We start from the raw sequence: 23,375 nt of genomic DNA on the forward strand, positions 1-23,375 counted from the left end.
TATTTCTAAAAAAATACTATCAAACTCCCACACTATCCATACATACAAAAAAATACAAACTAAAGGCCGTCTGAAATTTTGGTCTCAGACGGCCTTTTGAATTTGACCTTCGCTTTAATTTATATTGTTGCCGCTTGTTTTTTGGTATGATGTTTCTTTGATCCTTTATATCAGCTTCGAGTTTGCTATGTCTGTCTATACCAGTGTTTCCGACGCTCAAATGCGCGATTTCTTGCTGCAATATGATTTGGGAGATTTTGTCTCTTTGCAGGGGATTGCTCAAGGAATTACTAACAGTAATTATTTTCTGACTACCTCAACCGGTCGTTATGTGTTGACTGTTTTTGAGGTTTTAAAATCAGAGGAACTACCTTTCTTTTTAGAGCTAAACCAACACTTGAGCCAAAATGGCGTTGCCTGCGCCGCTCCGATTGCTCGTAAAGATGGCGGACTGCATTCTATGTTAGCCGGAAAACCTGCTTGCTTGGTAACTTGTTTGAATGGCTCCGATACCGGCTGGCCGACTGAGGCACAATGTTTCCACACTGGTGCGATGTTGGCCAAAATGCATTTAGCCGGCCAAGATTTTCCTTTAAAAATGAAAAATCCCCGTTATGATGGCTGGTGGCATGATGCCTGCACCCAGTTGCTCCCGGTTTTAGATAGCGAAGATGCCAAACTGCTTCAATCTGAAATTACTGCTTTAGATAAAAATCTAGGAGAGCACTTACCTTCCGGTATTATCCATGCCGATTTATTTAAGGATAATGTATTGCTTAACGGAGATGAAGTTTCCGGTTTTATCGATTTCTATTATGCGTGCAACGGTAATTTCATGTACGACCTGGCAATTGCGGTTAACGATTGGGCACGAACAGCTGATAACAAATTAGACCCTGTCCTTTATGATGCTTTTCTCCATGGCTATGAAAGTGTACGTCCATTATCTGATGAAGAACGTGCATATTTCCCTACTGCACAAAGAGCCGGATGTATTCGTTTCTGGGTATCGCGCCTGCTTGATTTCCATTTCCCTCAATCAGGAGAAATGACGTTTATTAAAGATCCAAATGCATTTAGGGATCTACTATTGAGTCTTAAATAATATATAGATAAAAGGCCGTCTGAAATTCAGACGGCCTTTTATCTAATGCCCTCCCCCGCCGGAACCGCTAAACGGAGGTCTTGCCAACCAAATAATGGGGATCATACTGATGAATATGATACTGCCTGCCAAGAAGATTTCATTTGAACCAATAATAAAGCCTTGTTGGGAAATAGTACTATTTATCGCAGCCAGGGCTTGCTCTTTGCTCAGGCCATTGGCCATCATGCCTTGAATAGATTGGTTACTGATTGAGGACAACAAGTTAACATGTTCGGTCAGTTGAGTATGGTGTAGAGCTTCGCGTCGTTCCCACATGGTGCTGACAACAGATACTCCGACACCACCCATAAAGACACGCAAGAAATTAGACAAGCTACTGGCCGAGGCAATTTGGTTGCCCTTCATATGCGACAAGGTAATACTGGTCAAAGGCAGGAAGAACATGGCTACGCCTAAACCCTGCCAAAACTGCGGCCAAACAACGTTGCTCATATCCATTCCGGCATAGAAATCGGTTCGCCAATGGAATGTGTAGGCAAACACCAAGAAGCTGGCACTGACAAACAGACGCATATCGACGCGATTACCAAACTTACCGATAATCGGCGATAAAATAATCGGCAGGAAGCCCACCGGTGCAGCAGCCAAACCTGCCCAAGTAGCGGTATAGCCAAGATTTGATTGCAACACTAAAGGCAACAGGGTCAATGTACCCATATAAACCATGAAGCCCAAGGATGTCGCAACAACACCTATCGTAAAGTTTCTATTTTTAAACAATGACAAATCGACAATCGGGTATTTCTCGCCCAGCTCCCAAACAATAAAATATGTCAGGAACACCAAAGCGGTAACGCCCAAAACGATAATCTCTCCTGAGGCAAACCAGTCCAATTCCTTGCCCCTATCAAGCATCATTTGCAATGCGCCGACACCGACAATCATCAACACCAGCCCGACATAATCGATTGGCGCCCTGACGATTTCGGTTTCCCTGTGTCTAAGCTGTTTCCAAGCAATGGAGGCGGATAAAATCCCGATTGGGATATTGATAAAGAAAATCCATCCCCAATGCCAGTTGTCCGAAATCCAACCGCCTAGAATCGGTCCCAATACAGGAGCAACAACGACGGTCATTGCCCATAAGGCCAGTGCCAATGTTCGTTTTTCAGGCGGATAAGAAGCCATCAACAGGCTTTGGGACAAGGGAATCAATGGCCCGGCAATGAAACCTTGCAATACACGGAAAAAAACCAAGGCTTGAAGATTATGTGCCATACCGCACAGCCATGACGTTACGACAAACCCGATCACAGCGGCGATAAAGATTTTGACCTCGCCAAACCGCTTGGCCAAAAAACCTGTCAAGGGAACGGAAATGGCATTGGCTACGGCAAATGAGGTAATCACCCAAGTCCCCTGCGTGGTAGCCGCACCTAAATCCCCTGCAATAACAGGCACAGCGACGTTGGCGATGGTGCTGTCCAAGACTTCCATAAATACGGCCAAGCTGAGCGCCAAAGTTGCCAACACCAGCTTAAACCCTTGTAACGGCGGATAATTCATATTTTTAAACTATAAGACAACCGCCAAAGCGGTCGATTGAAGAGAATCAATATTTCAGACGGCCTGAGCCTTCAATAAAAGACTCAGGCCGTCTGAAAAGATTATTTTGCGTATTGCTCGAAGATTTTATCGACTAAAGCATCGGCGGCTTTCCAATCCACACTTTCCGTTTCCGGCAAGGCAGTATTTTGTTCCGCTTCGGCAGTCATGGCTTTACCGCTGCCCTTCTCGGCAATATCGACTTTAACAGTCATCGACAAACCAACACGGAGCGGATTTTGTTGCAATTCTTTGGCATCCAAACTGATACGCACCGGCACACGTTGCACAACTTTAATCCAGTTGCCCGTTGCGTTTTGTGCCGGCAGTAATGAGAACGCGCTGCCCGTACCGGCTGACAAGCCCATTACCTTGCCATGGTAAACCACTTTGCTGCCGTACAAATCGGCTGTCATTTCAACAGGCTGGCCGATTTTCATTTTGCGCAGTTGCGATTCTTTAAAGTTGGCATCCACCCACAATTCAGACAGAGGCACAACAGCCATCATCGGCGTACCTTGTACGATACGTTGGCCGACTTGGACATTACGTTTGGCAATTTGGCCGCTAATCGGCGAACGGATTTGCGTACGTTGCAAATTCAGCCAAGCGTCTTTGATGTGGCTGATGGCCGTCTGAACTGCCGGTTGTTGGCGCAGAGGAATATTGCTGCCCAACGCTGCCTGAGCGGAAACTTCTTCCGCCTCAACCGCTTTCAATGCAGCCTGAGCCTGAACCACAGCGGCACGGGCATGGCTGAGTTCTTCTCCGGAAACCGCTTCCGTACCCGCCAAAGATTCGCGGCGGCGCAAATCGGCTTGCGCACGGGCCAAATCGGCTTTGCGCAACAACACTTGCGCTTTGGCTTTTGAATTGACCGCAGTTTGCTGTTTGTTTTGACGGATGGCCTGAATCAATTCATTTTGTGCGCGATCGTATGCCAGCTGAAAATCGCTATCGTCCAAAGCCACCAACACATCGCCTTTTTTCACGACATCCGTATCGTCATACATGACTTTGCGCACCGTGCCGTTCACCTGCGGCGTAATCATCACCAAATGACCGGCCACATAAGCATCTTCCGTTTCTTCTTCATGCTGCCAAAACAGGAAATACGCCAAAGCGACTCCTGCTGCCGCAATAAGGAATAGGAGTGTAACGATAACCAAATTGCGTTTGCGATGCGTTTTAGCGCCGGAAGCGACTACTTCCGGTTCTTTTTGGACATTATTTTTTTCCGATTGAGTATCCATAAGTCCTAACTTTAATTCTGCACATGTGATAACGATATTATTGTCTTGCTGGGTAGCTGACTTATACCATCAGCCCCAATACGAGCGTTTAACGCGCTAAAGGGTCATATTTTATAGTTACACTCTATTCATTACAATAATTTCTTCCGGTAGCAAATGTAAATAAGGTAAGCAAAAGGCCGTCTGAAATCACTTTCAGACGGCCTACGTTTTAATAAAACGTTTATTTCTTATTTAATTTAAAGCCTCCACCCAACTGGGCATTGAGGTTACTCCAAGCTGTCAGATATTCTGCATGGTATTGAACCGCCGACATTTTTGTACGCGCAGCTTCGTCTTGTTTTTGCAAAGCGGTCAAGCCGTTATCCAAACCTGCACGAACACGTCCTTTCGCATTTTGCACAGATTTATCGGCAATATTGACCATCTTATTCCAAGTATCTTGTCGGCTTTTCAGGCTTTGATAGTCGACTACAGCATCTGCCGCCGAACGCATGGCGTTCAAAACGGTTTGGTCATACACGGCAACCTGCTCGTTATATTGGGCGCGTTTGCCCGCCAATTTGGACTGCAGCGCGCCGGAAGTAAACAATGGCAGATTCAAAGCCGGAACAATGCCCAACATACCGGATGTCCGTCCGCGAATCAGATTGAACGCATCAATGTGCGTCATCCCTGCCAAAACTTTTAATTCGATATTCGGGTAAAACTCTGCTTCGGTCGATTTGACGATATGCCATTTCTCCTCAAGCAAGGCTTTTTGCGCCGCGATATCGGGGCGGGCCGCCAGCAAATCCGCCTCAATACGGCTAACCGGCGATGACGGCACAGCCGCCATTTTTTCCGGAATCTGTCCATTTAATACACCCGGTACACGGCCGGTCAATACAGCCAGACTGTTGCGGATTTTCTCATTTTTCTGAGTCCATGCCGATTTTTCAAGCTGTAATTGCTGTTGCGCCATTTCCAGAGCGTGCAAGGCATCGGCAGGAGCCAGCTGCGCTTTAACGCGTTGTTGCATCAGTTTCAATGCTTTATCCGCCAGCTCTATACGCGTATCCAACAAAGCCAATTGTTCTGTCGCCATCTGCCACGCAAAATATTGGGCGGCAACGGCGTGAGCCAACTCGGTGCGGATATGATGAGCTTCATACACCGCAGCCCTGCTTTTTCCTAAAACAGCTTGAATCTGCTCTCGGTTTTTACCCCAAAAGTCGAAAACCAAACTGCCTTGTAAGGCTGCGTGCGCCAAAACCAATGTATGGTCAGTATCGACCATACCGGCTTGAGGTTTGGGTGAAACATAGGTACCGATACCGGTTACACCCAAGCCGACTTGCGGTTTGTTTGCGGCTCCTACAACGCCCAGCTGCGCCTGAGCCTGCTCAAACCTTGCCTTGACGACACGCAGATTGGTAGACGTCTGAATGGCGGAAGCAATCAAATTGTTTAATTTTTTATCTTTCAGCTTCATCCACCAGCCGTCTTGGGCAGTAGCGGCAGATTGGCCTTGCGGCAGCGGATAGGCTGTTGTCTCATCCAAAGGCGACTGTTTGCCGAACGGCGCACACGCCGCCAACAACGAAACAGCGGCAACGCATACGCTTGATTTGACCAAACCTAATTTCATACAGACTCCGTTTATGTGTGCCTGCCGCAGACCATCAGGCCGTCTGTTGTCAATTGCCCAAACGGTTCAACAGTTTACCCAACAGGTGTTGCAGCGTATCATAATCCTCTTTCATGAAATCTTCCCACGCCTGGCCGCTCTGACGGGCAATTTGCGGCCATACTTCGTGGATGAAGGTCTCACCCGAAGGGGTCAATTTTAGCACAATCTGACGGCGGTCTTTCTGATTGATATAACGCTCTACCCAGCCGCGCTCAACCATGTCGTCCGACAGGCGTGTTGCACTGGTGCGCGTCAAGTCCATCAAGTCGCTCAAGCGCGAAGGCAGGATTTCGCTGTTTGGGCTGACGTAAACCGCCATCAGGGAAAACCACAGGTTTTCATTGATGCCGAACGCTTTCAGGTTTTCGTTCAAATGGCTACTCAAACGTTCGGTTACAATGCGCAACATGCGGGATACTTGGTTTTGCTGCTCCGGAAACTGCGGCAGACGGGTAGAAAGCAAACGCATTGCGTTGACTAATTCGGTTTGTGAAAAACTCATAAATTCCTTCTTTCTGAGTGAATTATTTTATTCGATATCAATCAAAATAAAATATGATGTAATAATTTACTTTAAGATACCAATTACTTACTTTAAGACGTTATACTAATTCAGATGATTATTTTAGTGTATGAAAATCTGATAATCGGTTACATGCTCCTACTAAACGGAGTTTTCTATGCCTAAATCATGAAAATTCGACCATAAAAAAGGCCGTCTGAAACCTTGATGACAACTTTCAGACGGCCTCCATAACGGATTAAAATAAGCTTTTCCACTTAAACCGGATTCAAACCATGAACACTTCCGCCTTTTTTCCCCATATCACCCTTATCGGCGTCGGTTTAATCGGCGGTTCGTTCATGCTCGACCTCAAACGCTTGGGACTGGTGCAAACCGTTACCGGCATCGACACCAATGCCGACAACCTAAATTACGCACTCGAATGCGGCATCATCGACCATGCCTATCCGAATATTTGCGCCGAAAGCATCGGCAATGCCGATTTGGTTTTGATTGCCACACCAGTCTCCGTCCTGCCTGACGTATGCCGCGACATCAAGCCTTTCTTAAAAGAAACGGCCTGCGTTTCCGATGTCGGCAGCACCAAACAATCGGCACTAAATGCCTTCCGCACCCACTTGTCCGAGCGCCTGCCGCAATGTTTTGCCGCCCACCCGATTGCCGGTTCGGATCAAAGCGGCGCAAAATCCGCGCGTTGCGGTTTGTTTCAAAACAGCCGCCTGATTATTACCTTGCACGGCCACGAGGCTTCAGACGGCCTAAGACGGTTGAAAAGCCTGTGGCAGGCGGTTGGTTCGCAGATTTTCACCATGAGCGCCGAAGAACACGACAATATTTTTGCCGCTGTTTCCCACTTGCCGCACTTGACCGCCTTTGCCTATGTCCACGCTTTGTTCGACCATCCGCACGGCAAAGACTACCTCCCCTATGCCGCCACCGGCTTTCGCGACTTTACCCGCATTGCTTCCAGCCACCCTGCCGTTTGGACAGACATCTGCATGGCCAACCGCCCTGCCCTGCTCAAACTGACCGGCGACTTGAAAGAACAATTATCCAAATTGGAACAACTCCTTTCAGAAGGCAACAAAACCGAGCTTTACCGCTATTTTGAAGAAGCCGCACAAATGCGTAATGACTGGCTGAAAAACCGTTAACCCTGTTTTCAGACGGCCTGATGCCTTATCGACCAAACCTTCATCACAATAAAAAGGGCATCTGTTAAGATGCCCTTTTTTTGATTTCTTACGACTTTAACCAACGTTTCACTCAGTCTTTCAAACGGAACTCAGCCGCTCTGGCGTGCGCGGTCAAGCTTTCGCCATGCGCCAACACGCTGGCGGTTTTGCCCAACTTCTGCGCACCTTGTTCTGAAACCTGAATCAGACTGGAGCGTTTTTGGAAATCATATGTTCCCAAAGGAGAAGAGAAACGCGCCGTGCGGCTGGTCGGCAAAACGTGGTTGGGGCCTGCGCAATAGTCGCCAAGGCTTTCACTGGTATAGCGTCCCATGAAAATAGCGCCGGCATGGCGGATTTTTTTCGCCCACTCTTGCGGATTTTCGACCGACAATTCCAAGTGTTCGGGAGAAATATAGTTGGCGATTTCACAGGCTTCGTCCAAATCTTTAGCCAAAATCATTGCACCGCGGTTGCCCAATGAAGCTTCAATAATCGCACGGCGCGGCATGGTTTCGATCAAACGGTTCATGGCCGTCTGAACTTCGTCCAAATACGCTTGAGAAGTACCGATCAAAATCGCTTGTGCAATTTCATCGTGTTCTGCCTGACTGAACAAATCCATGGCCACCCAATCGGCAGGCGTCGTACCATCGGCAATCACCAAAATTTCAGACGGCCCTGCCACCATATCGATACCGACCACGCCGAACACGCGTCGTTTGGCCGCAGCGACAAAAGCATTGCCCGGGCCGGTAATCTTATCGACCTGAGGCACAGATTCCGTACCATAAGCCAAAGCCGCAACCGCCTGCGCGCCGCCGACCGTAAATACTTTGGTTACACCGGCCACAAAAGCAGCCGCCAACACGATATCGTTGCGCTCGCCTTTCGGAGTGGGAACGACCATGATGATTTCTTTCACGCCGGCAACGTGGGCAGGCATGGCGTTCATGATGACGGAACTCGGATAAGCGGCTTTACCGCCCGGAACATAAATACCGACACGGTCAAGCGGTGTAATCTGTTGACCCAAAAGCGTGCCGTCTTCGTCTTCGTAAGTCCACGACTCCATTTTTTGGTGTTTATGGTAGCTTTCCACCCGTCTCGCAGCCGTTTTCAAGGCCGTCTGAATGTTTTCGGGCAAACGCTCAAACGCAGACTGCAAATCGTCTTGCGTCAGGATTAAATCATCGATGATTTGAGCGGATGTGCCGTCAAAGCGGTTGGTATATTCAATCAGCGCCGCATTGCCGCGTTTTTGAACATCGGCGCAGATGTCGGCAACAATACGGTCAATTTCAGGGTTTTGCGCGGTTTCAAAAGCAAGCAGTGCTTTGAGTTCGGCTTGAAAATCAGGGGATTGGGTGTCGAGTTTCTTCATGGTTTGCTCTCTTCCTTGTTTCGTTCCTATTGTTTTCAGACGGCACCAGCCACACACAGGCCGTCTGAACATTATCTTTTCAAAAAGCCTTTTTTCTGCAAAAACGCCAACATATGCGGCCGCACAGGATTACCCAAGGTTTTGGCCAGCGATTCCTTCCAAGGTATAGGACTGCCCTTGCGCAACTCATAATAATCCGCCACTGCCTGATTATAAGCTTCAACCGCCTCGGCATTCAGGCTCGGACAGGCGTTTTCGGCATACACCATTTCCTTAGGCAGGCGCGGCTTGAGCGGTGGGTCTTGGTCAGGATAACCGAGGCACAGCCCCACCAAAGGCACGCAATAATCCGGCAGGTTCAATACGTCCGATACTTTTTGTGCATTATTACGCAGCGCACCGATATACACGCCACCCAGCCCAAGTGATTCGGCGGCAAGCAATACGTTTTGCGCCATAATGCCTGCATCGACCGCGCCAATCAGGGTTACTTCCGCCCAATCAATTTGCGCATCGGGAAACATTGCCTTGTGTTTGGAAAAATCGATGCAAAACAATAAAAATTCTGCACAATGGACAATATAAGGCGCACTTCCTGCCGCTTCATGTATTTCCTGCCTCAGCACAAGGTCGGAGACACGGATTATAGAAACGCATTGCAGATTGTTAGAAGTTGAGGCCTGTTGTCCGGCGCGAACCAGCGTATTGAGGATTTCATCGGCAATCGGTTCGAAAGTAAACCTGCGGATGGAACGATGGGAAAGAATCGTATCGAGTGTCGGTTTGCTTTGCATCATGACAGGGCTTTCAAACTGGGTTGGCAGACAACTTTTGCCAAAAACTTTTCAGACGGCCTTAGCGGCATTTTCAAATGCCTGAATAATCGGATTCAACAGCGCATATTTGGTTTTCAACGCCGCCTTGTTGACCACCAAGCGGCTGGAAATATCAGCCACATGTTCCACAGCTTCCAAACCATTGGCCTTCAATGTATTGCCGCTGGAAACCAAATCGACAATCGCGTCGCTCAGACCGACCAAAGGCGCAAGCTCCATCGAGCCGTACAGTTTGATGATATCCACATGCACACCCTTGTCGGCAAAGTGTTCGGCGGCAATGTCGGGATATTTGGTGGCAATCCGCAAGCGGCTGCCGGGTTTGGATGCAGCGGCGTAATCAAAACCTTTTTTAACCGCAACCATCATGCGGCATGAGGCAATGTGCAAATCCAAAGGTTGATACAGGCCATCTCCGCCATGCTCGATCAGCACGTCCTTACCGGCAATACCGAAATCCGCCGCACCATATTGCACATAAGTCGGCACGTCGGTCGCACGTACAATTACCAAACGGATATTGTCATGATTCGTACCAATAATCAGCTTGCGCGATTTTTCCGGCTCTTCCGCAGGCACAATACCTGCAGCAGCCAACAGCGGCAGGGTTTCCTCAAAAATTCGCCCCTTGGATAAAGCAATCGTTAAAAGTGTGTCGGTCATTTTTCTTTTCCTTTGCCGTATCAAAAGCAAGAAGGCCGTCTGAAATCCACAACCCATTTCAGACGGCCCCAACTACGGTTTTACAATAAAGTTTTCACATCAGCTGCAATCGTTTCCGGCTCGCTGCCGTAAGGCGAGAAAATCGCCACTTCGCCGTTTTTATCAATCAAATATGCACCTGAAGAGTGGTCAACCAAATAGTTTTCGCTGTCTTCTTTTTGGTTGACTTTAGCCGATACCACACGGTATTGCTGTTTGATGACAGGCAGGCTTTGATCGCCGGTAGCCGTCAGGCCGATAAAATCAGGGTTGAACTGTTTTGCGTATTTGCCGATTACTTCAGGCGTATCGCGCTCAGGGTCGATGCTGACAAATACCACTTTCACGTCTTTAGCCTGATCGCCTAATTGTTTCAAAGTATCGCTGTAAGTCAGCAACTCGGTTGGGCATACGTCAGGACAGTGGGTATAACCGAAAGACAGGATGACCACTTTGCCTTTCAAATCGCTCAGGCTGAAAGGTTTGCCGTCGCCATCGGTCAATGTAAAGTCGCCGCCAATGTCTTCTTTGCGCATATCGGTACCACGCGCTTGCACTTTGGGTGCTGACTCACCGGAAGCAGCAGGCGCAGCAGAAGCGGCAGGTGTCGAAGAAGCCTCCTTGGCCTCCTCTTTAGGCTGACAAGCAGCCAGAGCAGCCAATGCAAAAGCACTGAGTAAGAAAGTTCGTGTGACGGAAAGCATAAATTTTCTCCAAAACCGTTTCAAATAAGTGAGGCCAAACAACCGCCCGGCCGATATAAAAACAAAACATCTTCATATTAACGCGTTTAACACATTAAATGTAGCCCTTTTTGCAGATAAATACTGCTTTTTTTGTTTTAAAAATCTGCCTCCCATTTAGATAACCATCAAACACAAAAAGTTTAATTCATTAAAAATCAAACAAATATAAAAATAATCCGATTTTTTTTCAATTACTGCTTTACAAGATTCGAGAACTCGCTATAATGACGACTTCTTCGCTAGCCCAGGTGGCGAAATTGGTAGACGCAGGGGACTCAAAATCCCCCGCCGCAAGGTGTGTCGGTTCGAGTCCGACCCTGGGCACCAAATTTAAAAAACCTCTTGATTCAGTCAAGAGGTTTTTTGCTATTTTTCATTTGCAAAAACCTTCTCCTTACTCAAACTGTCAACAATCCATCCACATCAAGATCAATAAAACAGTTTTTTTATTTCTTTAAAATCAACCTTCAATCTATTTTCCCGTTTCAAATGTTAAAAGATGAAAGATTTTATCTTGATTGAACAGTCGGTTTGCGTTATCTTTTCTACTCTTTTTCACAAACTCTGTGTTCCTTTCCAATTGTTTGGACAGTCTGACTGTCGCCGTATTCCCTCAATGCGCGTACCCTAAATCGCTGCTTGATGGAATTGCATTACAGGTGCTGTGGTGAGGCGGATTGTTCCTATTGGTTAGAAACCGCATAAAAGAGGTCAATATGCAATTATCAGGCGCACAAATCGTCGTGCAAAGTCTCAAAGCCGAAGGTGTTGAATACGTATTCGGCTATCCCGGTGGTGCGGTTATCGAAATCTACGATGCCATTTTCCAACTCAACAAATTCAAGCACATTCTGACCCGCCATGAGCAGGCAGCCGTACATGCGGCAGATGCCTATGCCCGCGTCAGCGGCAAAGTCGGCGTGGCCTTGGTAACTTCCGGCCCGGGCGTAACCAACGCATTGACCGGCATTGCTACCGCGTACAGCGATTCCATCCCCCTGGTCATCATCAGCGGCCAAGTGGGCAATTCCCTCATCGGTACAGATGCGTTCCAAGAAGTGGATACGGTCGGCATTACCCGCCCTTGTGTCAAACACAACTTCCTGGTTACCAATATTGGCGAGCTGGCTGATACGATTAAAAAAGCCTTCCAAATTGCCGCCAGCGGCCGTCCGGGCCCCGTTGTCGTCGATATTCCTAAAGATGTTACTCAAGCGATGGCCAAATTCAGCTATCCACAAGAAGACATCTTTATCCGCTCCTACCAACCGGTTGTACAAGGTCACATCGGCCAAATTAAAAAAGCCGTACAAATGCTGGCTTCTGCCAAACGCCCCATCGTTTACTTCGGCGGCGGCGTGGTATTGGGCAATGCCTCCGAGGAAATGACCCAATTTATCCGCATGACCGGCGTACCCTGTACCGGCACATTAATGGGTTTGGGTGCTTACCCTTCCAGCGACCGCCAATTCTTGGGCATGTTGGGCATGCACGGTACCTACGAGGCCAATTTGGCGATGCAAAATGCAGACGTCGTTTTGGCAATCGGCGCGCGCTTTGACGACCGCGTTGTTTCCGTACCGTCAAAATTCTTGGACAAACCCAAAAAAATCATCCATATCGACATCGACCCGTCCAGCATTGCCAAACGCGTTAAAGTGGACATTCCGATTGTCGGCGATGTCAAAAACGTATTGACCGAAATAATTCATCTGTGGGGCAAACAAGAAACTGCGCCTTCAGCCGACTCATTGGACAAATGGTGGAAAACCATCGAAGAATGGCGTTCGCACAACTGCCTGTGGTTTGAAAACGACAGCGAAATCATTAAACCGCAATACGTTGTTCAAAAACTGGCAGAAATTACCAAAAACTCAGCCATTATTACTTCCGACGTTGGCCAACACCAAATGTTTGCCGCTCAATATTATCCATTCGAGCGTCCCCGCCAATGGCTCAATTCCGGCGGTCTGGGTACGATGGGTGTAGGCCTGCCTTACGCCCTCGGTGCCAAACTGGCGGCTCCGGAACAAGACGTCTTCTGTATCACAGGCGAGGGCTCTATTCAAATGAATATCCAAGAGCTGTCCACCTGCTTCCAATATAATGTCCCCATCAATGTCGTTACATTAAACAATGGCTATTTGGGTATGGTTCGCCAATGGCAGGAGCTGTATTATGGCAACCGCGAATCGGAAACCTATTTCGATTCATTGCCCGACTTTGTCAAACTGGCCGAATCCTACGGCCATATCGGCATCCGTGTGGACAAGAAATCCGACGTCGAAGGCGCCTTGTTGGAAGCATTAAACCAAAAAGACCGTTTGGTATTCCTCGACTTTTTGACAGACAAGAAACAAAACGTACTGCCTATGGTCGGCAACGGCAAAGGTTTGGATGAAATGGTTCTGCCGCCGCATATGCGCGATATTGCAAAAGCGTAAGGAGAAAGAAATGCGACATATCTTATCTATTCTGATGGAAAACGAATCAGGTGCGATGAGCCGTGTGGTAGGTTTGTTCTCCGCACGCGATTACAACATCGACTCCCTGGCCGTAGCCCCAACCGAAGACAAAACCTTGTCCCGTATGACCATTGTTACCCACGGCGATGAGCACGTCATCGAGCAAATCACCAAACAACTCAACAAACTGATTGAAGTTGTCAAAGTGGTTGACTTGAACGAAAGCCGTTTTGTCGAACGCGAACTGATGTTGGTAAAAGTCCGCGCCGTCGGCAAAGACCGCGATGAATTCCTGCGATTGACCGAAATCTACCGCGGCAGCGTTATTGATGTAACAGACCGCAGCTATACCATCGAAATCACAGGCTCTACCGAAAAACTCGACTCTTTCCTCGAAACAGTCGGCCGTGCTCAAATTTTGGAAACCGTCCGCACAGGCGCAGCCGGCATCGGTCGTGGCGAGCGTATTTTGAAAATTTGACGCTGTATCGTTCAGACGGCCTTTTACTTTCTATAAAGGCCGTCTGAAAAACAGTAGGAGACAAACATGTCAAGCATCCAAATCGTTGCATTAGTTACCGTCAAACCCGAATACACCGAGGCTCTGGCTGCCCAGTTTAAAGAATTGGTTAAAGCCAGCCGTGCAGAAGAAGGCAACATCAGCTACGACCTGCACCAAGAAATCGGCAAACCCAACCGTTTCGTATTCGTAGAAAGCTGGAAATCCCAAGCAGCTATTGACGAACACAATGCCAGCGAACATTTCCAAAACTTCGTCAAATCCATCGAAGGAAAAACCGAAACACTGGAAATCGTCTTGATGAACCAAGTCCCCGCTTAACCCCTATTACTTTTAACTCAACCCGGATTATCCGGAACCCTCTTACACTAAGGAAATAAAATGCAAGTTTATTACGATAAAGACGCTGACCTCTCTCTGATCAAAGGCAAAACCGTTGCCATCATCGGTTACGGTTCACAAGGTCACGCACACGCAGCAAACCTGAAAGATTCCGGCGTAAATGTCGTAATCGGTCTGCGCCAAGGCGGCTCTTGGAAAAAAGCCGAAGCAGCCGGCCACGACGTGCGCACTGTTGCTGAAGCAACCAAAGCAGCCGACGTTGTAATGATTCTGTTGCCTGACGAAAACCAACCTATCGTATACAAAAACGAAATCGAGCCTAACTTGAAAGAAGGCGCAGTATTGGCGTTCGCTCACGGCTTCAACGTACACTACAACCAAATCGTACCCCGCGCCGACCTCGACGTTATCATGGTTGCCCCTAAAGGCCCAGGCCACACCGTACGCAGCGAATTCCTGAAAGGCGGCGGCGTACCTTCCCTGATCGCCGTTTACCAAGATAAAAGCGGCAAAGCACGTGACATCGCCCTGTCTTACGCCGCAGCCAACGGCGGTACCAAAGGCGGCGTGATTGAAACCAACTTCCGCGAAGAAACCGAAACCGACCTCTTCGGCGAACAAGCCGTATTGTGCGGCGGCGTGGTTGAATTGATCAAAACCGGCTTCGAAACCCTGACTGAAGCAGGCTACGCCCCAGAAATGGCCTACTTCGAATGCCTGCACGAAATGAAGCTCATTGTTGACCTGATTTACGAAGGCGGCATCGCCAACATGAACTACTCCATTTCCAACAATGCAGAGTACGGCGAATACGTAACCGGCGTCGAAGTCATCAACGACAAATCCCGCGAAGCCATGCGCAATGCCCTCAAACGCATCCAAACCGGCGAATACGCTAAAATGTTCATCCAAGAAGGTGCCGTCAACTATGCCAGCATGACAGCACGTCGCCGTCTGACCGCTGATCACCAAATTGAAAAAGTCGGCGCTCAACTGCGTTCTATGATGCCTTGGATTGCCAAAAACAAACTGGTTGACCAAGACAAAAACTAATCTGTCTTTCGATCAAATAAAACCTGCCCGAGCAATCAGGCAGGTTTTTTATATATTTGCAAACCCAGTACACGATAAATTCCAATTACCAAGGCCGTCTGAAAACACGATAAACAATATTCACAACCTAATTTTATACCCCATATTTTATAGCTATCCCGAAATTCCCTTTTAGAAAAACACATTACCAAAATAAAAGACCGCCTTATGCTTCCACCCTGTCTGTAAAAAACAACGTTTCCCTGCAAAAATCACTCAAAACAAGAGGAAAATTTGTTTTCCTAGGCCATAACCTTTATATTATGGTCATGGAATCGTTGAAAGAGAACGATATCGTAATAAGAAGAACGAATGCTCGCTTCTTCACACTTAAAAAAGGAAAACAGCAATGAAAAAATCTCTGATTGCCTTGACTCTGGCGGCTCTGCCTGTTGCAGCTATGGCTGACGTAACTTTGTACGGTCAAATTAAAGCCGGTGTTGAAGTATCCAAAGTAAAATTGGGTGAACAAACTGCTGCTAAACTGGGTCACGAGAAAAGCTCTAAAACTGCTACTGAAATCGCTGACTTCGGCTCACGTATCGGCTTTAAAGGCCACGAACACTTGGGTAACAACCTGAATGCCATCTGGCAAGTTGAACAAAACACTTCTATCGCCGGTGGCGACAAAGAGTGGGCTTCTCGCGAATCTTTCATCGGTTTGGAAGGTGGCTTCGGTAAAGTTCGTGCTGGTAAACTGGACTCTACTGTTAAAAATACTAGTGACAATGTTGACCAATGGGAAAGCAGCAACGGCGCTTTGAATATGTCTGTATTTACTCGTGTTGACGAACGTGCAGTTTCTGTACGTTACGACAGCCCTGTATTCTCAGGTTTCAGCGCAAGCGTACAATATACTCCTCGTGACAATGCTAACCCTTCTGACAAATACACTCACAACGACGCTACCCGTGACACTTACTACGCTGGCCTGAACTACGAAAACTCTGGCTTCTTCGGTCAATACGCCGGTGGTTTCCGTAAAAACGCCGTTTCTGAAAAAGACGGTCACGTACACCGCTTGGTAGGTGGTTACGATGCTAACAACCTGTTCGTATCTGTAGCTGGTCAATACGCTAAAAACTGGGAAACTTTGGGTGATTACGCTCAAGCCCAATCTAACGGTGTTGTAACTTCTGCTATGCGTGCTGCCGGTACTAACGCTTCTAACGTAGTATTCGGTACTGCTGCTGGCTTGGACAGCCGTCCTGCTGAAACTATCGAAGTTGCTGCTACTGCCGCTTACCGCGCTGGTAACGTAACTCCTCGCGTTTCTTACGCTCACGGCTTCAAAGCTAAAGTTGACGGCGAAAAACTGAAAGGCACTCAATACGACCAAGTTATCGTTGGTGCTGACTACGACTTCTCTAAACGCACTACTGCTTTGGTTTCTGCCGGCTGGTTGCGTGGTGCTGAGTCTGGTCCTCACAAAGTTGAAACCATCTCTGGTTTGGTTGGCCTGCGTCACAAATTCTAATCTTCGGATTAGTATGAAAAAGAGCCTGTTTTATGCAGGCTCTTTTTTTATTCTATTCTCTACCCTCAACGAAAATTAATTTAAGCATTGACATATGAAAAAGGCCGTCTGAAACCAATCGGTTTCAGACGGCCTTTAAGCTATCTATCCTTATTGCTAGATTACAATAAGGTCAACAGACAGGCTGAGACCTTTGCAAAATTCCCCAAAATCCCCTAAATTCCCACCAAGACATTTAGGGGATTTCTCATGAGCACCTTCTTTCAGCAAACCGCCCAAGCCATGATTGCCAAACACATCGACCGTTTCCCACTATTGAAGTTGGATCAAGTGATTGATTGGCAGCCGATCGAACAGTACCTGAATCGTCAAAGAACCCGTTACCTCCGAGACCACCGCGGCCGTCCCGCCTATCCACTGCTATCCATGTTTAAAGCCATCCTGCTCGGACAATGGCACAGCCTCTCCGATCCCGAACTCGAACACAGCCTCATCACCCGCATCGATTTCAACCTGTTTTGCCGCTTTGACGAACTAAGCATCCCCGATTACAGCACCTTATGCCGCTACCGCAACTGGCTGGCGCAAGACGACACCCCGTCCGAACTGTTGGAACTGATTAACCGACAATTGACCAAAAAAGGCCTAAAAGTAGAGAAAGCATCCGCCGCCGTCGTTGATGCCACCATTATTCAGACCGCCGGCAGCAAACAGCGCCAGGCCATAGAAGTCGATGAAGAAGGACAAGTCAGCGGTCAAACCACACCGAGTAAAGATAAAGATGCCCGCTGAACAAAGAAAAACGGCCTCTACAAACTCGGTTACAAACAACATACCCGTACCGATGCGGAAGGCTATATCGAGAAACTGCACATTACCCCCGCCAATGCCCATGAGTGCAAACACCTGTCGCCTTTGTTGGAAGAACTGCCCAAAGATATGACCGTCTATGCCGACAAAGGCTATGACAGTGAGGAAAACCGGCAACATCTGGAAGAACATCGGTTGCTGGACGGCATTATGCGCAAAGCCCACCGCAAACATCCGCTGTCGGAAGCGCAAACCAAACGCAACCGATATTTGTCGAAGACCCGTTATGTGGTCGAACAAAGTTTCGGTACGCTGCACCGTAAATTCCGCTATGCGCGGGCAGCCTATTTCGGTCTGCTCAAAGTGAGTGCACAAAGCCATCTGAAGGCGATGTGTTTGAACCTATTGAAAGCCGCCAACAGGCTAAGTGCGCCTGTTGCTGCCTAAAAGGCGGCCCGGATGCCTGATTATCGGGTGTCCGGGGAGGATTAAGGGGGTATTTGAGTAGAATCAGTGGATATGTGAAACAAAAACAGCCGAAAACCTTTATTTAGGTTTCGGCTGTTGGGGAAAAGGAATTTTGCAAAGGTCTCAGGCTTTATTTTTCATTCAAAATCTTACCGACAATCTCGCCCACATCCTTGGACAAACCTTCTTGTGCATGGATTCGTTGCAATTCTTTGGTCATGACGGCTTTGCGGTTGGCTTCCAATTTGTTGCAGATGTTGAAAGCCTGCACCAGTCGAGCAGCAACTTGCGGATTAAAACGGTCGATTTCCATCACTTTATCGGCTACAAAGCGGTAGCCGCTGCCATCTTCTGCATGGAAATGTGGAATATTGCGGCTGAAACTGATCAACAAAGAACGGGCCTTGTTCGGGTTTTCAATACTGAACTTAGGATGACTCAAGGCCGTCTGAACTTGCTGTAAAGTATCTTTGCGGCGGCTTGAAGCAATCAGAGCAAAGTATTTGTCCATTACTAAGGCATCATCGGCGAATTTATCGGCAAATTTCGTCAACAAACGATCGCGAATTTCGCTTTCATTGCTGTTGATTGCGGATAAGATACCCCATTCGTGTGTCATGTTTTGCGCCATTGCCTCGTAATTTTCCGCAACGTGTTCGATATGCGCTGCGTCAGCACGAAGGATAAATGCCCTGCAAGCATTGCGCAAAGTGCGCCAGCCGGCCAATTCCGGGCTGTATTCATAACGAACAGCAGCATCAGCCTGGTTTTCTTGCTCGGCAGCTTGACGGTTCAGCTCGCGCCATTGAGGCAGGAACTTGACGGCAACAGCATTGAGCAAGGCTTCTCGCGCTTGATGAACCTGAATAGGGTCAATATTTTCTTCTTCCGCCCATACATCGGTTTCAGACGGCATTTGCAGCAAAATGGCACGGAATGCCGGATCAAAATCACCGGAAACCACCAAAGCCAAAGCATCCATCAATGCTTTATGTTCCGGCAAAGGACGGCCTTCCGCCAATGCCTGACGGTTGGCGTTAATGGCGCGATGGTACAAGGTTTGAGCAGCTTCCCAACGGGCAAACTCATTTTCATCTGCCGCCAGTAAAGTGGCCAATTCTTGCTCGCTGTACGGATAGTTCAAGGTAATCGGCGCAGAGAAATCACGCAGCAGAGACGGGATAACCGGCTCATTGACGCCGCCCAATACAAAAGTCTGCTCGGCTTCAGTCAATACCAAAACCGCCTCTTTCACCCGTTTACCTTGATATTCAAACTCAACCGCTTCGCCTTTTTCATTCAGCAAACCGGTTTTGACCGGAATCATCATCGGCTGTTTGTCCGCCATATCGGGCGTAGCCGGAATAGTTTGTTTGATCGTCAATTCAAACGCTCCATCTTTCAGACGGCCTTGAGCATCTAAAACCGGCGTACCGGCTTGGCTGTACCACAAGGCAAACTGATCAAGATTGATACCGTTTGCGTCTGCCATTGCGGCACGGAAATCATCACAAGTCACAGCCTGACCGTCGTGGCGTTGGAAATACAACTTCATGCCTTTTTGGAAGCCCTCTTCTCCGAGCAAGGTGTGATACATGCGCACTACTTCCGCACCTTTTTCATAGACGGTCATGGTGTAGAAGTTGTTCATCTCTTCATAGCTGGCCGGGCGGACAGGATGCGCAGTCGGGCCTGCATCTTCTGGGAATTGGAACAAGCGCAGCATACGGACATTGTCGATACGGCGTACCACACGGCTGGCCCGGTCGCCGGAAAACTCTTGATCGCGGAAAACGGTCAAACCTTCTTTCAGCGACAATTGGAACCAATCGCGGCAGGTCACGCGGTTGCCCGTCCAGTTGTGGAAATATTCGTGGCCGACAACAGATTCGATGCCTTCAAAGTCGGTATCGGTCGCGGTACGGCTGTTGGCCAGCACAAACTTGGTGTTGAAAATATTCAAACCTTTGTTTTCCATTGCGCCCATATTGAAATCGCCCACGGCAACGACCATGAAAATATCCAAGTCGTATTCCAAGCCAAAACGTATCTCGTCCCATTTCATCGCATTTTTCAACGATTCCACGGCAAAACCGACTTTAGGTTTGTCTGTCTCAGTGGTGTAGAACTCGATTTTGACCTTACGGCCGCTCATGGTTGTAAAATAATCTTCCGTTACCGCCAAATCGCCTGCCACCAAAGCAAAGAGATAGCTCGGTTTGGCAAACGGGTCTTCCCATTTCACCCAGTGACGGCCGTCTGAAAACTCGCCGCCATCAATTTTATTGCCGTTAGACAGCAACACCGGATAGCGTTTTTTGTCTGCAACGATGGTGGTGGTAAATTTAGACATGACATCCGGACGGTCGATGTAGAAAGTAATTTTGCGGAAACCTTCCGGTTCGCATTGGGTAAACAGATTGCCACCGGAAGCATACAGACCCATCAGCGATTTGTTCTCAGCCGGCAAAATTTCGGTTTCTACTTCCAGCGTGAAGTTTTCAGACGGCACGCCGGCAATCGTCAGTTTTTCGTCTTCCAACACATAATCTACGACCCGGCCGTTTACTTTCACAGACAGCAGTTTTGCCGAACCATCCAATACCAATGGCTCCCCTGCTCTTTCAGGTTGAACGGTCAGACTAGATTTGACGATGGTTTGCGGTTCTAAAATATCGAAATGCAGGTCGGTTTTCAGAATACGGTACGCTGGCGCGGCGTAGTCTTTCAAATAATGGATGGTTTTGCTCATTTGTTCTCTTTCAGAGTCATGCGGTAAATAGATGAAGCATATCGTTTCAGATAGCCTAAATTCAAGTGTTTTCAGAAAAAAAGGCCGTCTGAAACCTAAAATTTCAGACGGCCTCCCTATTCAGGCAGCAAATCTAGTTGCCTGTCATTGCCAACTTACCACTGATACAGCGCACCGGCACCGACACCGACATGACCGTCGGTATTGGCCGAGAAGTTGCCTTTGACAATCCAGTTGCCGCCGTCGCTCATCGCAGACACGCCGATGGCCATGGCAGACTGACCACCGTAGTAGCCGCTGCCGACACCGATACCGGTCGCACCCGGACGGGTTACTTGCGGAATCGAGCCTTGGGCAATCGCACCGGCCACACCCGCGTAGGCTTTCTTACCTACTTGGTTGATGTTGTTTTGCAATTCGTTGCCCAAGCCAATCAACTGGTTCACGTTTGCCGCGTCTGTACCGTCTTTACCCGGAGCCACGTTGGTAATGCGTTGGCCGCCGTTGTTCAGACCGACAGGAGACAATTTGACTTGGTTGTTCGGATTGCTTTCAGTCGGTGCAGCGATGGTTACGCCATCGTTGTTGACCACGGTATTGCCTGCGGTCAGACCGTCTTTGTTCAATGCAACTTTATCGCCAACTTTCACGCCGTCATTGTTCATCACAGTATCGCCTGCTTTGAAGGTATCGGCATTCACTGTCTTCACGCTAATCTCGTCAGCCAACTTCAGTTGAGCGCCACCGGCTACGGTTTCGCTGATGATGTTGCTGTCGCCTTTAACGTTGATGGTATTGCCCAACGCATAGTTGTTGCTACCGGTCGTACCGCCGAAGTTGATGCCTTTGGCAATCGTCGCGGCGTTGTTGGCTACGTTTTGGTTGGTTGCGTACAACTGGCTGCCGTTGACGGCATCTTTGCTGTTGGCATTGAGATCGCCATCTGCTACGTTGGTTACTTTGTTGCCCGCATTGTCCAAGCCGTCTTTAGTCAGGTTTACCTTGCCTGCTTTCAAGCCGTCTTTGTTCAATGCAACGTCATCACCAACTTTCACACCATCATTGTTGACAGTAGTATCACCGGCTTTCACGCTGTCAACGTCCAAGTCTTTATCGGTAGCAACTTCATAAACAGTCTGACCTTTGTCACCTGTTTTTTCCGTCACAACGATGTTCTTACCTTGAACGACTTCAGTCTTAGATGCCTCCGCAGCTTGTTTCAGTTGGGAAACATTGACTGCATCGGTGTCATCCGTACCGGCCGCAACGTTGGTAATCTTATTGCCGCCATTGTTCAAGCCAGCTTTAGTCAGGTTCACATCACCTGCTTTCAAGCCGTCTTTGTTCAATGCAACATCATCGCCGACTTTCACACCGTCATTATTCATCACGGTATCGCCTGCGGTAACGCTGTCGACTTTCAGGTTTTTATCGGTAGCCACTTTGTAAATGGTTTGGCCATTGGCACCGACATCCTGAGTAACAACAATGTTATCGCCTTGAACGACTTCAGTCTTAGCCGCAGCCGCAGCTTTGTTCAACTGAGCAACATTCACCGCATCAGTATCATCGGTACCGGCTGCAACATTGGTAATCTTGTTGCCGCCGTTGTTCAAACCGGCTTTAGTCAGATTGACATCGCCAACTTTCACGCCGTCAGTATTGACTGTGGTATCGCCGGCTTTCACGCTGTCAACTGCCAAGTCTTTAGCCAATTTGACTTCCAACTTATCAGAACCATTCGCTACAACGCCGATATTGCCGTCTGAAAGTTTGGCTGCATCGGTTTGACCGCCAACAATATTTAGCTTCGTACCCGGTTTGCGTTCAACGTCTTTGCCACTGTCGCCGCCGAAAGTCAAAGGCAGATTGGCAGTTGCATTAACGGCTTTGATTGCATCGTGGATATTGTTCTCACCAGTACCGCCAATATCGGTCATGCTGATGTTGCCGCCATTATTGGCCGCATTGCCACCCAATACATTCACCAACTGATCTTGGGCCGCATTCAGCTGCTCTTCGGTCGCTGCACGTTTACCTTGGGCAAAATCATTGCCACCCAAAGTCGTATTGCTCAAGCCGCTGACTTCACCTTTGTCGCCATCGATTTTCACCGGAGCCGCTTGACCGACATTCAATACATCGGCCAGTTTCAGCTGTGCGCCACCGGCTACGGTTTCGCTGATGATGTTGCTGTCGCCTTTAACATTGATGGTGTCACCCAATGCGTAGTTGTTGCTGCCGGTGGTACCACCGAAGTTGATGCCTTTGGCGATATTGGCGGCGTTGTTGGCTACGTTTTGGTTGGTCGCAAACAGTTGGCTGCCGTTAACGGCATCTTTGCTGTTGGCATTGAGGTCGCCATCGGCTACGTTGGTCACTTTGTTGCCGGCGTTGTTCAATCCGTCTTTGGTCAGTTTGACATCACCTGCTTTAACGCCG

General features: G+C 48.3%; 17 protein-coding genes, 1 tRNA gene and 1 pseudogene. 9 read left to right on the forward strand and 10 right to left on the reverse strand.

The window, feature by feature from the left end; all coding sequences use genetic code 11:
• The first annotated feature begins 187 nt into the window (after window positions 1-187).
• Entirely contained in the window at window positions 188-1,105 is a 918-nt protein-coding gene (gene thrB / locus ACTHTG_RS10915) for a homoserine kinase (RefSeq protein WP_039862560.1), read from the forward strand.
• A gap of 42 nt (window positions 1,106-1,147) precedes the next feature.
• Here the strand turns inward: thrB and ACTHTG_RS10920 are convergent, their stop codons facing one another.
• From ACTHTG_RS10920 to ACTHTG_RS10935, 4 genes are all read right to left on the reverse strand, one after another.
• Window positions 1,148-2,674 carry a DHA2 family efflux MFS transporter permease subunit gene (locus tag ACTHTG_RS10920; RefSeq protein WP_004521043.1) on the reverse strand — a complete coding sequence of 509 codons (1,527 nt, stop codon included), beginning with the start codon at window positions 2,672-2,674 and terminating at the stop codon, window positions 1,148-1,150.
• 101 nt (window positions 2,675-2,775) lie between these two features.
• Window positions 2,776-3,966, reverse strand: coding sequence for an HlyD family secretion protein (locus tag ACTHTG_RS10925; protein ID WP_004521042.1), 1,191 nt, complete (start codon window positions 3,964-3,966; stop codon window positions 2,776-2,778).
• 223 nt (window positions 3,967-4,189) lie between these two features.
• Complete coding sequence (locus ACTHTG_RS10930) at window positions 4,190-5,596, reverse strand: efflux transporter outer membrane subunit (protein WP_004521041.1); 1,407 nt, start codon at window positions 5,594-5,596, stop codon at window positions 4,190-4,192.
• Between the two features lie 49 nt (window positions 5,597-5,645).
• Window positions 5,646-6,140: a MarR family transcriptional regulator gene (locus tag ACTHTG_RS10935; RefSeq protein ID WP_440360693.1), complete on the reverse strand. Its 495-nt coding sequence runs from the start codon at window positions 6,138-6,140 to the stop codon at window positions 5,646-5,648.
• A 296-nt stretch (window positions 6,141-6,436) separates the two neighbouring features.
• Between ACTHTG_RS10935 and ACTHTG_RS10940 the strand changes: the two genes are divergently transcribed.
• Window positions 6,437-7,318: a prephenate dehydrogenase gene (locus ACTHTG_RS10940; RefSeq protein ID WP_004521039.1), complete on the forward strand. Its 882-nt coding sequence runs from the start codon at window positions 6,437-6,439 to the stop codon at window positions 7,316-7,318.
• A 112-nt stretch (window positions 7,319-7,430) separates the two neighbouring features.
• Here the strand turns inward: ACTHTG_RS10940 and hisD are convergent, their stop codons facing one another.
• The 4 genes from hisD to ACTHTG_RS10960 form a co-directional block, all read right to left on the reverse strand.
• Entirely contained in the window at window positions 7,431-8,723 is a 1,293-nt protein-coding gene (gene hisD / locus ACTHTG_RS10945) for a histidinol dehydrogenase (RefSeq protein WP_039862559.1), read from the reverse strand.
• A 71-nt stretch (window positions 8,724-8,794) separates the two neighbouring features.
• Window positions 8,795-9,520, reverse strand: a complete 726-nt coding sequence (gene nfsA / locus ACTHTG_RS10950) for an oxygen-insensitive NADPH nitroreductase (protein WP_004521037.1) — start codon at window positions 9,518-9,520, stop codon at window positions 8,795-8,797.
• 48 nt (window positions 9,521-9,568) lie between these two features.
• Window positions 9,569-10,222, reverse strand: a complete 654-nt coding sequence (gene hisG / locus ACTHTG_RS10955; protein ID WP_036473098.1) for an ATP phosphoribosyltransferase — start codon at window positions 10,220-10,222, stop codon at window positions 9,569-9,571.
• Between the two features lie 80 nt (window positions 10,223-10,302).
• Window positions 10,303-10,965: an SCO family protein gene (locus ACTHTG_RS10960; RefSeq protein ID WP_003680035.1), complete on the reverse strand. Its 663-nt coding sequence runs from the start codon at window positions 10,963-10,965 to the stop codon at window positions 10,303-10,305.
• 284 nt (window positions 10,966-11,249) lie between these two features.
• Between ACTHTG_RS10960 and ACTHTG_RS10965 the strand changes: the two genes are divergently transcribed.
• From ACTHTG_RS10965 to ACTHTG_RS10995, 7 genes and pseudogenes are all read left to right on the forward strand, one after another.
• Window positions 11,250-11,334 (forward strand) — tRNA-Leu (locus ACTHTG_RS10965).
• A gap of 389 nt (window positions 11,335-11,723) precedes the next feature.
• Window positions 11,724-13,451: a biosynthetic-type acetolactate synthase large subunit gene (ilvB, locus tag ACTHTG_RS10970; protein WP_004521033.1), complete on the forward strand. Its 1,728-nt coding sequence runs from the start codon at window positions 11,724-11,726 to the stop codon at window positions 13,449-13,451.
• 10 nt (window positions 13,452-13,461) lie between these two features.
• Entirely contained in the window at window positions 13,462-13,953 is a 492-nt protein-coding gene (gene ilvN / locus ACTHTG_RS10975) for an acetolactate synthase small subunit (protein WP_003748480.1), read from the forward strand.
• 66 nt (window positions 13,954-14,019) lie between these two features.
• A complete protein-coding gene (locus ACTHTG_RS10980) occupies window positions 14,020-14,313 on the forward strand; it encodes a putative quinol monooxygenase (RefSeq protein ID WP_004521031.1) in 294 nt (97 codons plus the stop codon).
• Between the two features lie 60 nt (window positions 14,314-14,373).
• Window positions 14,374-15,387: a ketol-acid reductoisomerase gene (gene ilvC / locus ACTHTG_RS10985; RefSeq protein WP_004521030.1), complete on the forward strand. Its 1,014-nt coding sequence runs from the start codon at window positions 14,374-14,376 to the stop codon at window positions 15,385-15,387.
• Between the two features lie 388 nt (window positions 15,388-15,775).
• Entirely contained in the window at window positions 15,776-16,903 is a 1,128-nt protein-coding gene (gene porB, locus ACTHTG_RS10990; protein WP_004521028.1) for a trimeric porin PorB, read from the forward strand.
• A 249-nt stretch (window positions 16,904-17,152) separates the two neighbouring features.
• Window positions 17,153-18,160, forward strand: a pseudogene (locus ACTHTG_RS10995) (IS5 family transposase).
• Between the two features lie 151 nt (window positions 18,161-18,311).
• Here the strand turns inward: ACTHTG_RS10995 and pepN are convergent.
• Together pepN and ACTHTG_RS11005 are read right to left on the reverse strand one after the other, a co-directional pair.
• On the reverse strand, window positions 18,312-20,933 hold the full coding sequence (pepN, locus tag ACTHTG_RS11000; RefSeq protein ID WP_004521024.1) for an aminopeptidase N: 2,622 nt from the start codon (window positions 20,931-20,933) through the stop codon (window positions 18,312-18,314).
• A 155-nt stretch (window positions 20,934-21,088) separates the two neighbouring features.
• Window positions 21,089-23,375: YadA family autotransporter adhesin (locus ACTHTG_RS11005; protein ID WP_440360692.1), on the reverse strand; the 2,287-nt coding region annotated here is incomplete at its 5' end.

This window comes from Neisseria sp. P0017.S009, assembly GCF_051957375.1.
GTDB lineage: Bacteria > Pseudomonadota > Gammaproteobacteria > Burkholderiales > Neisseriaceae > Neisseria > Neisseria perflava.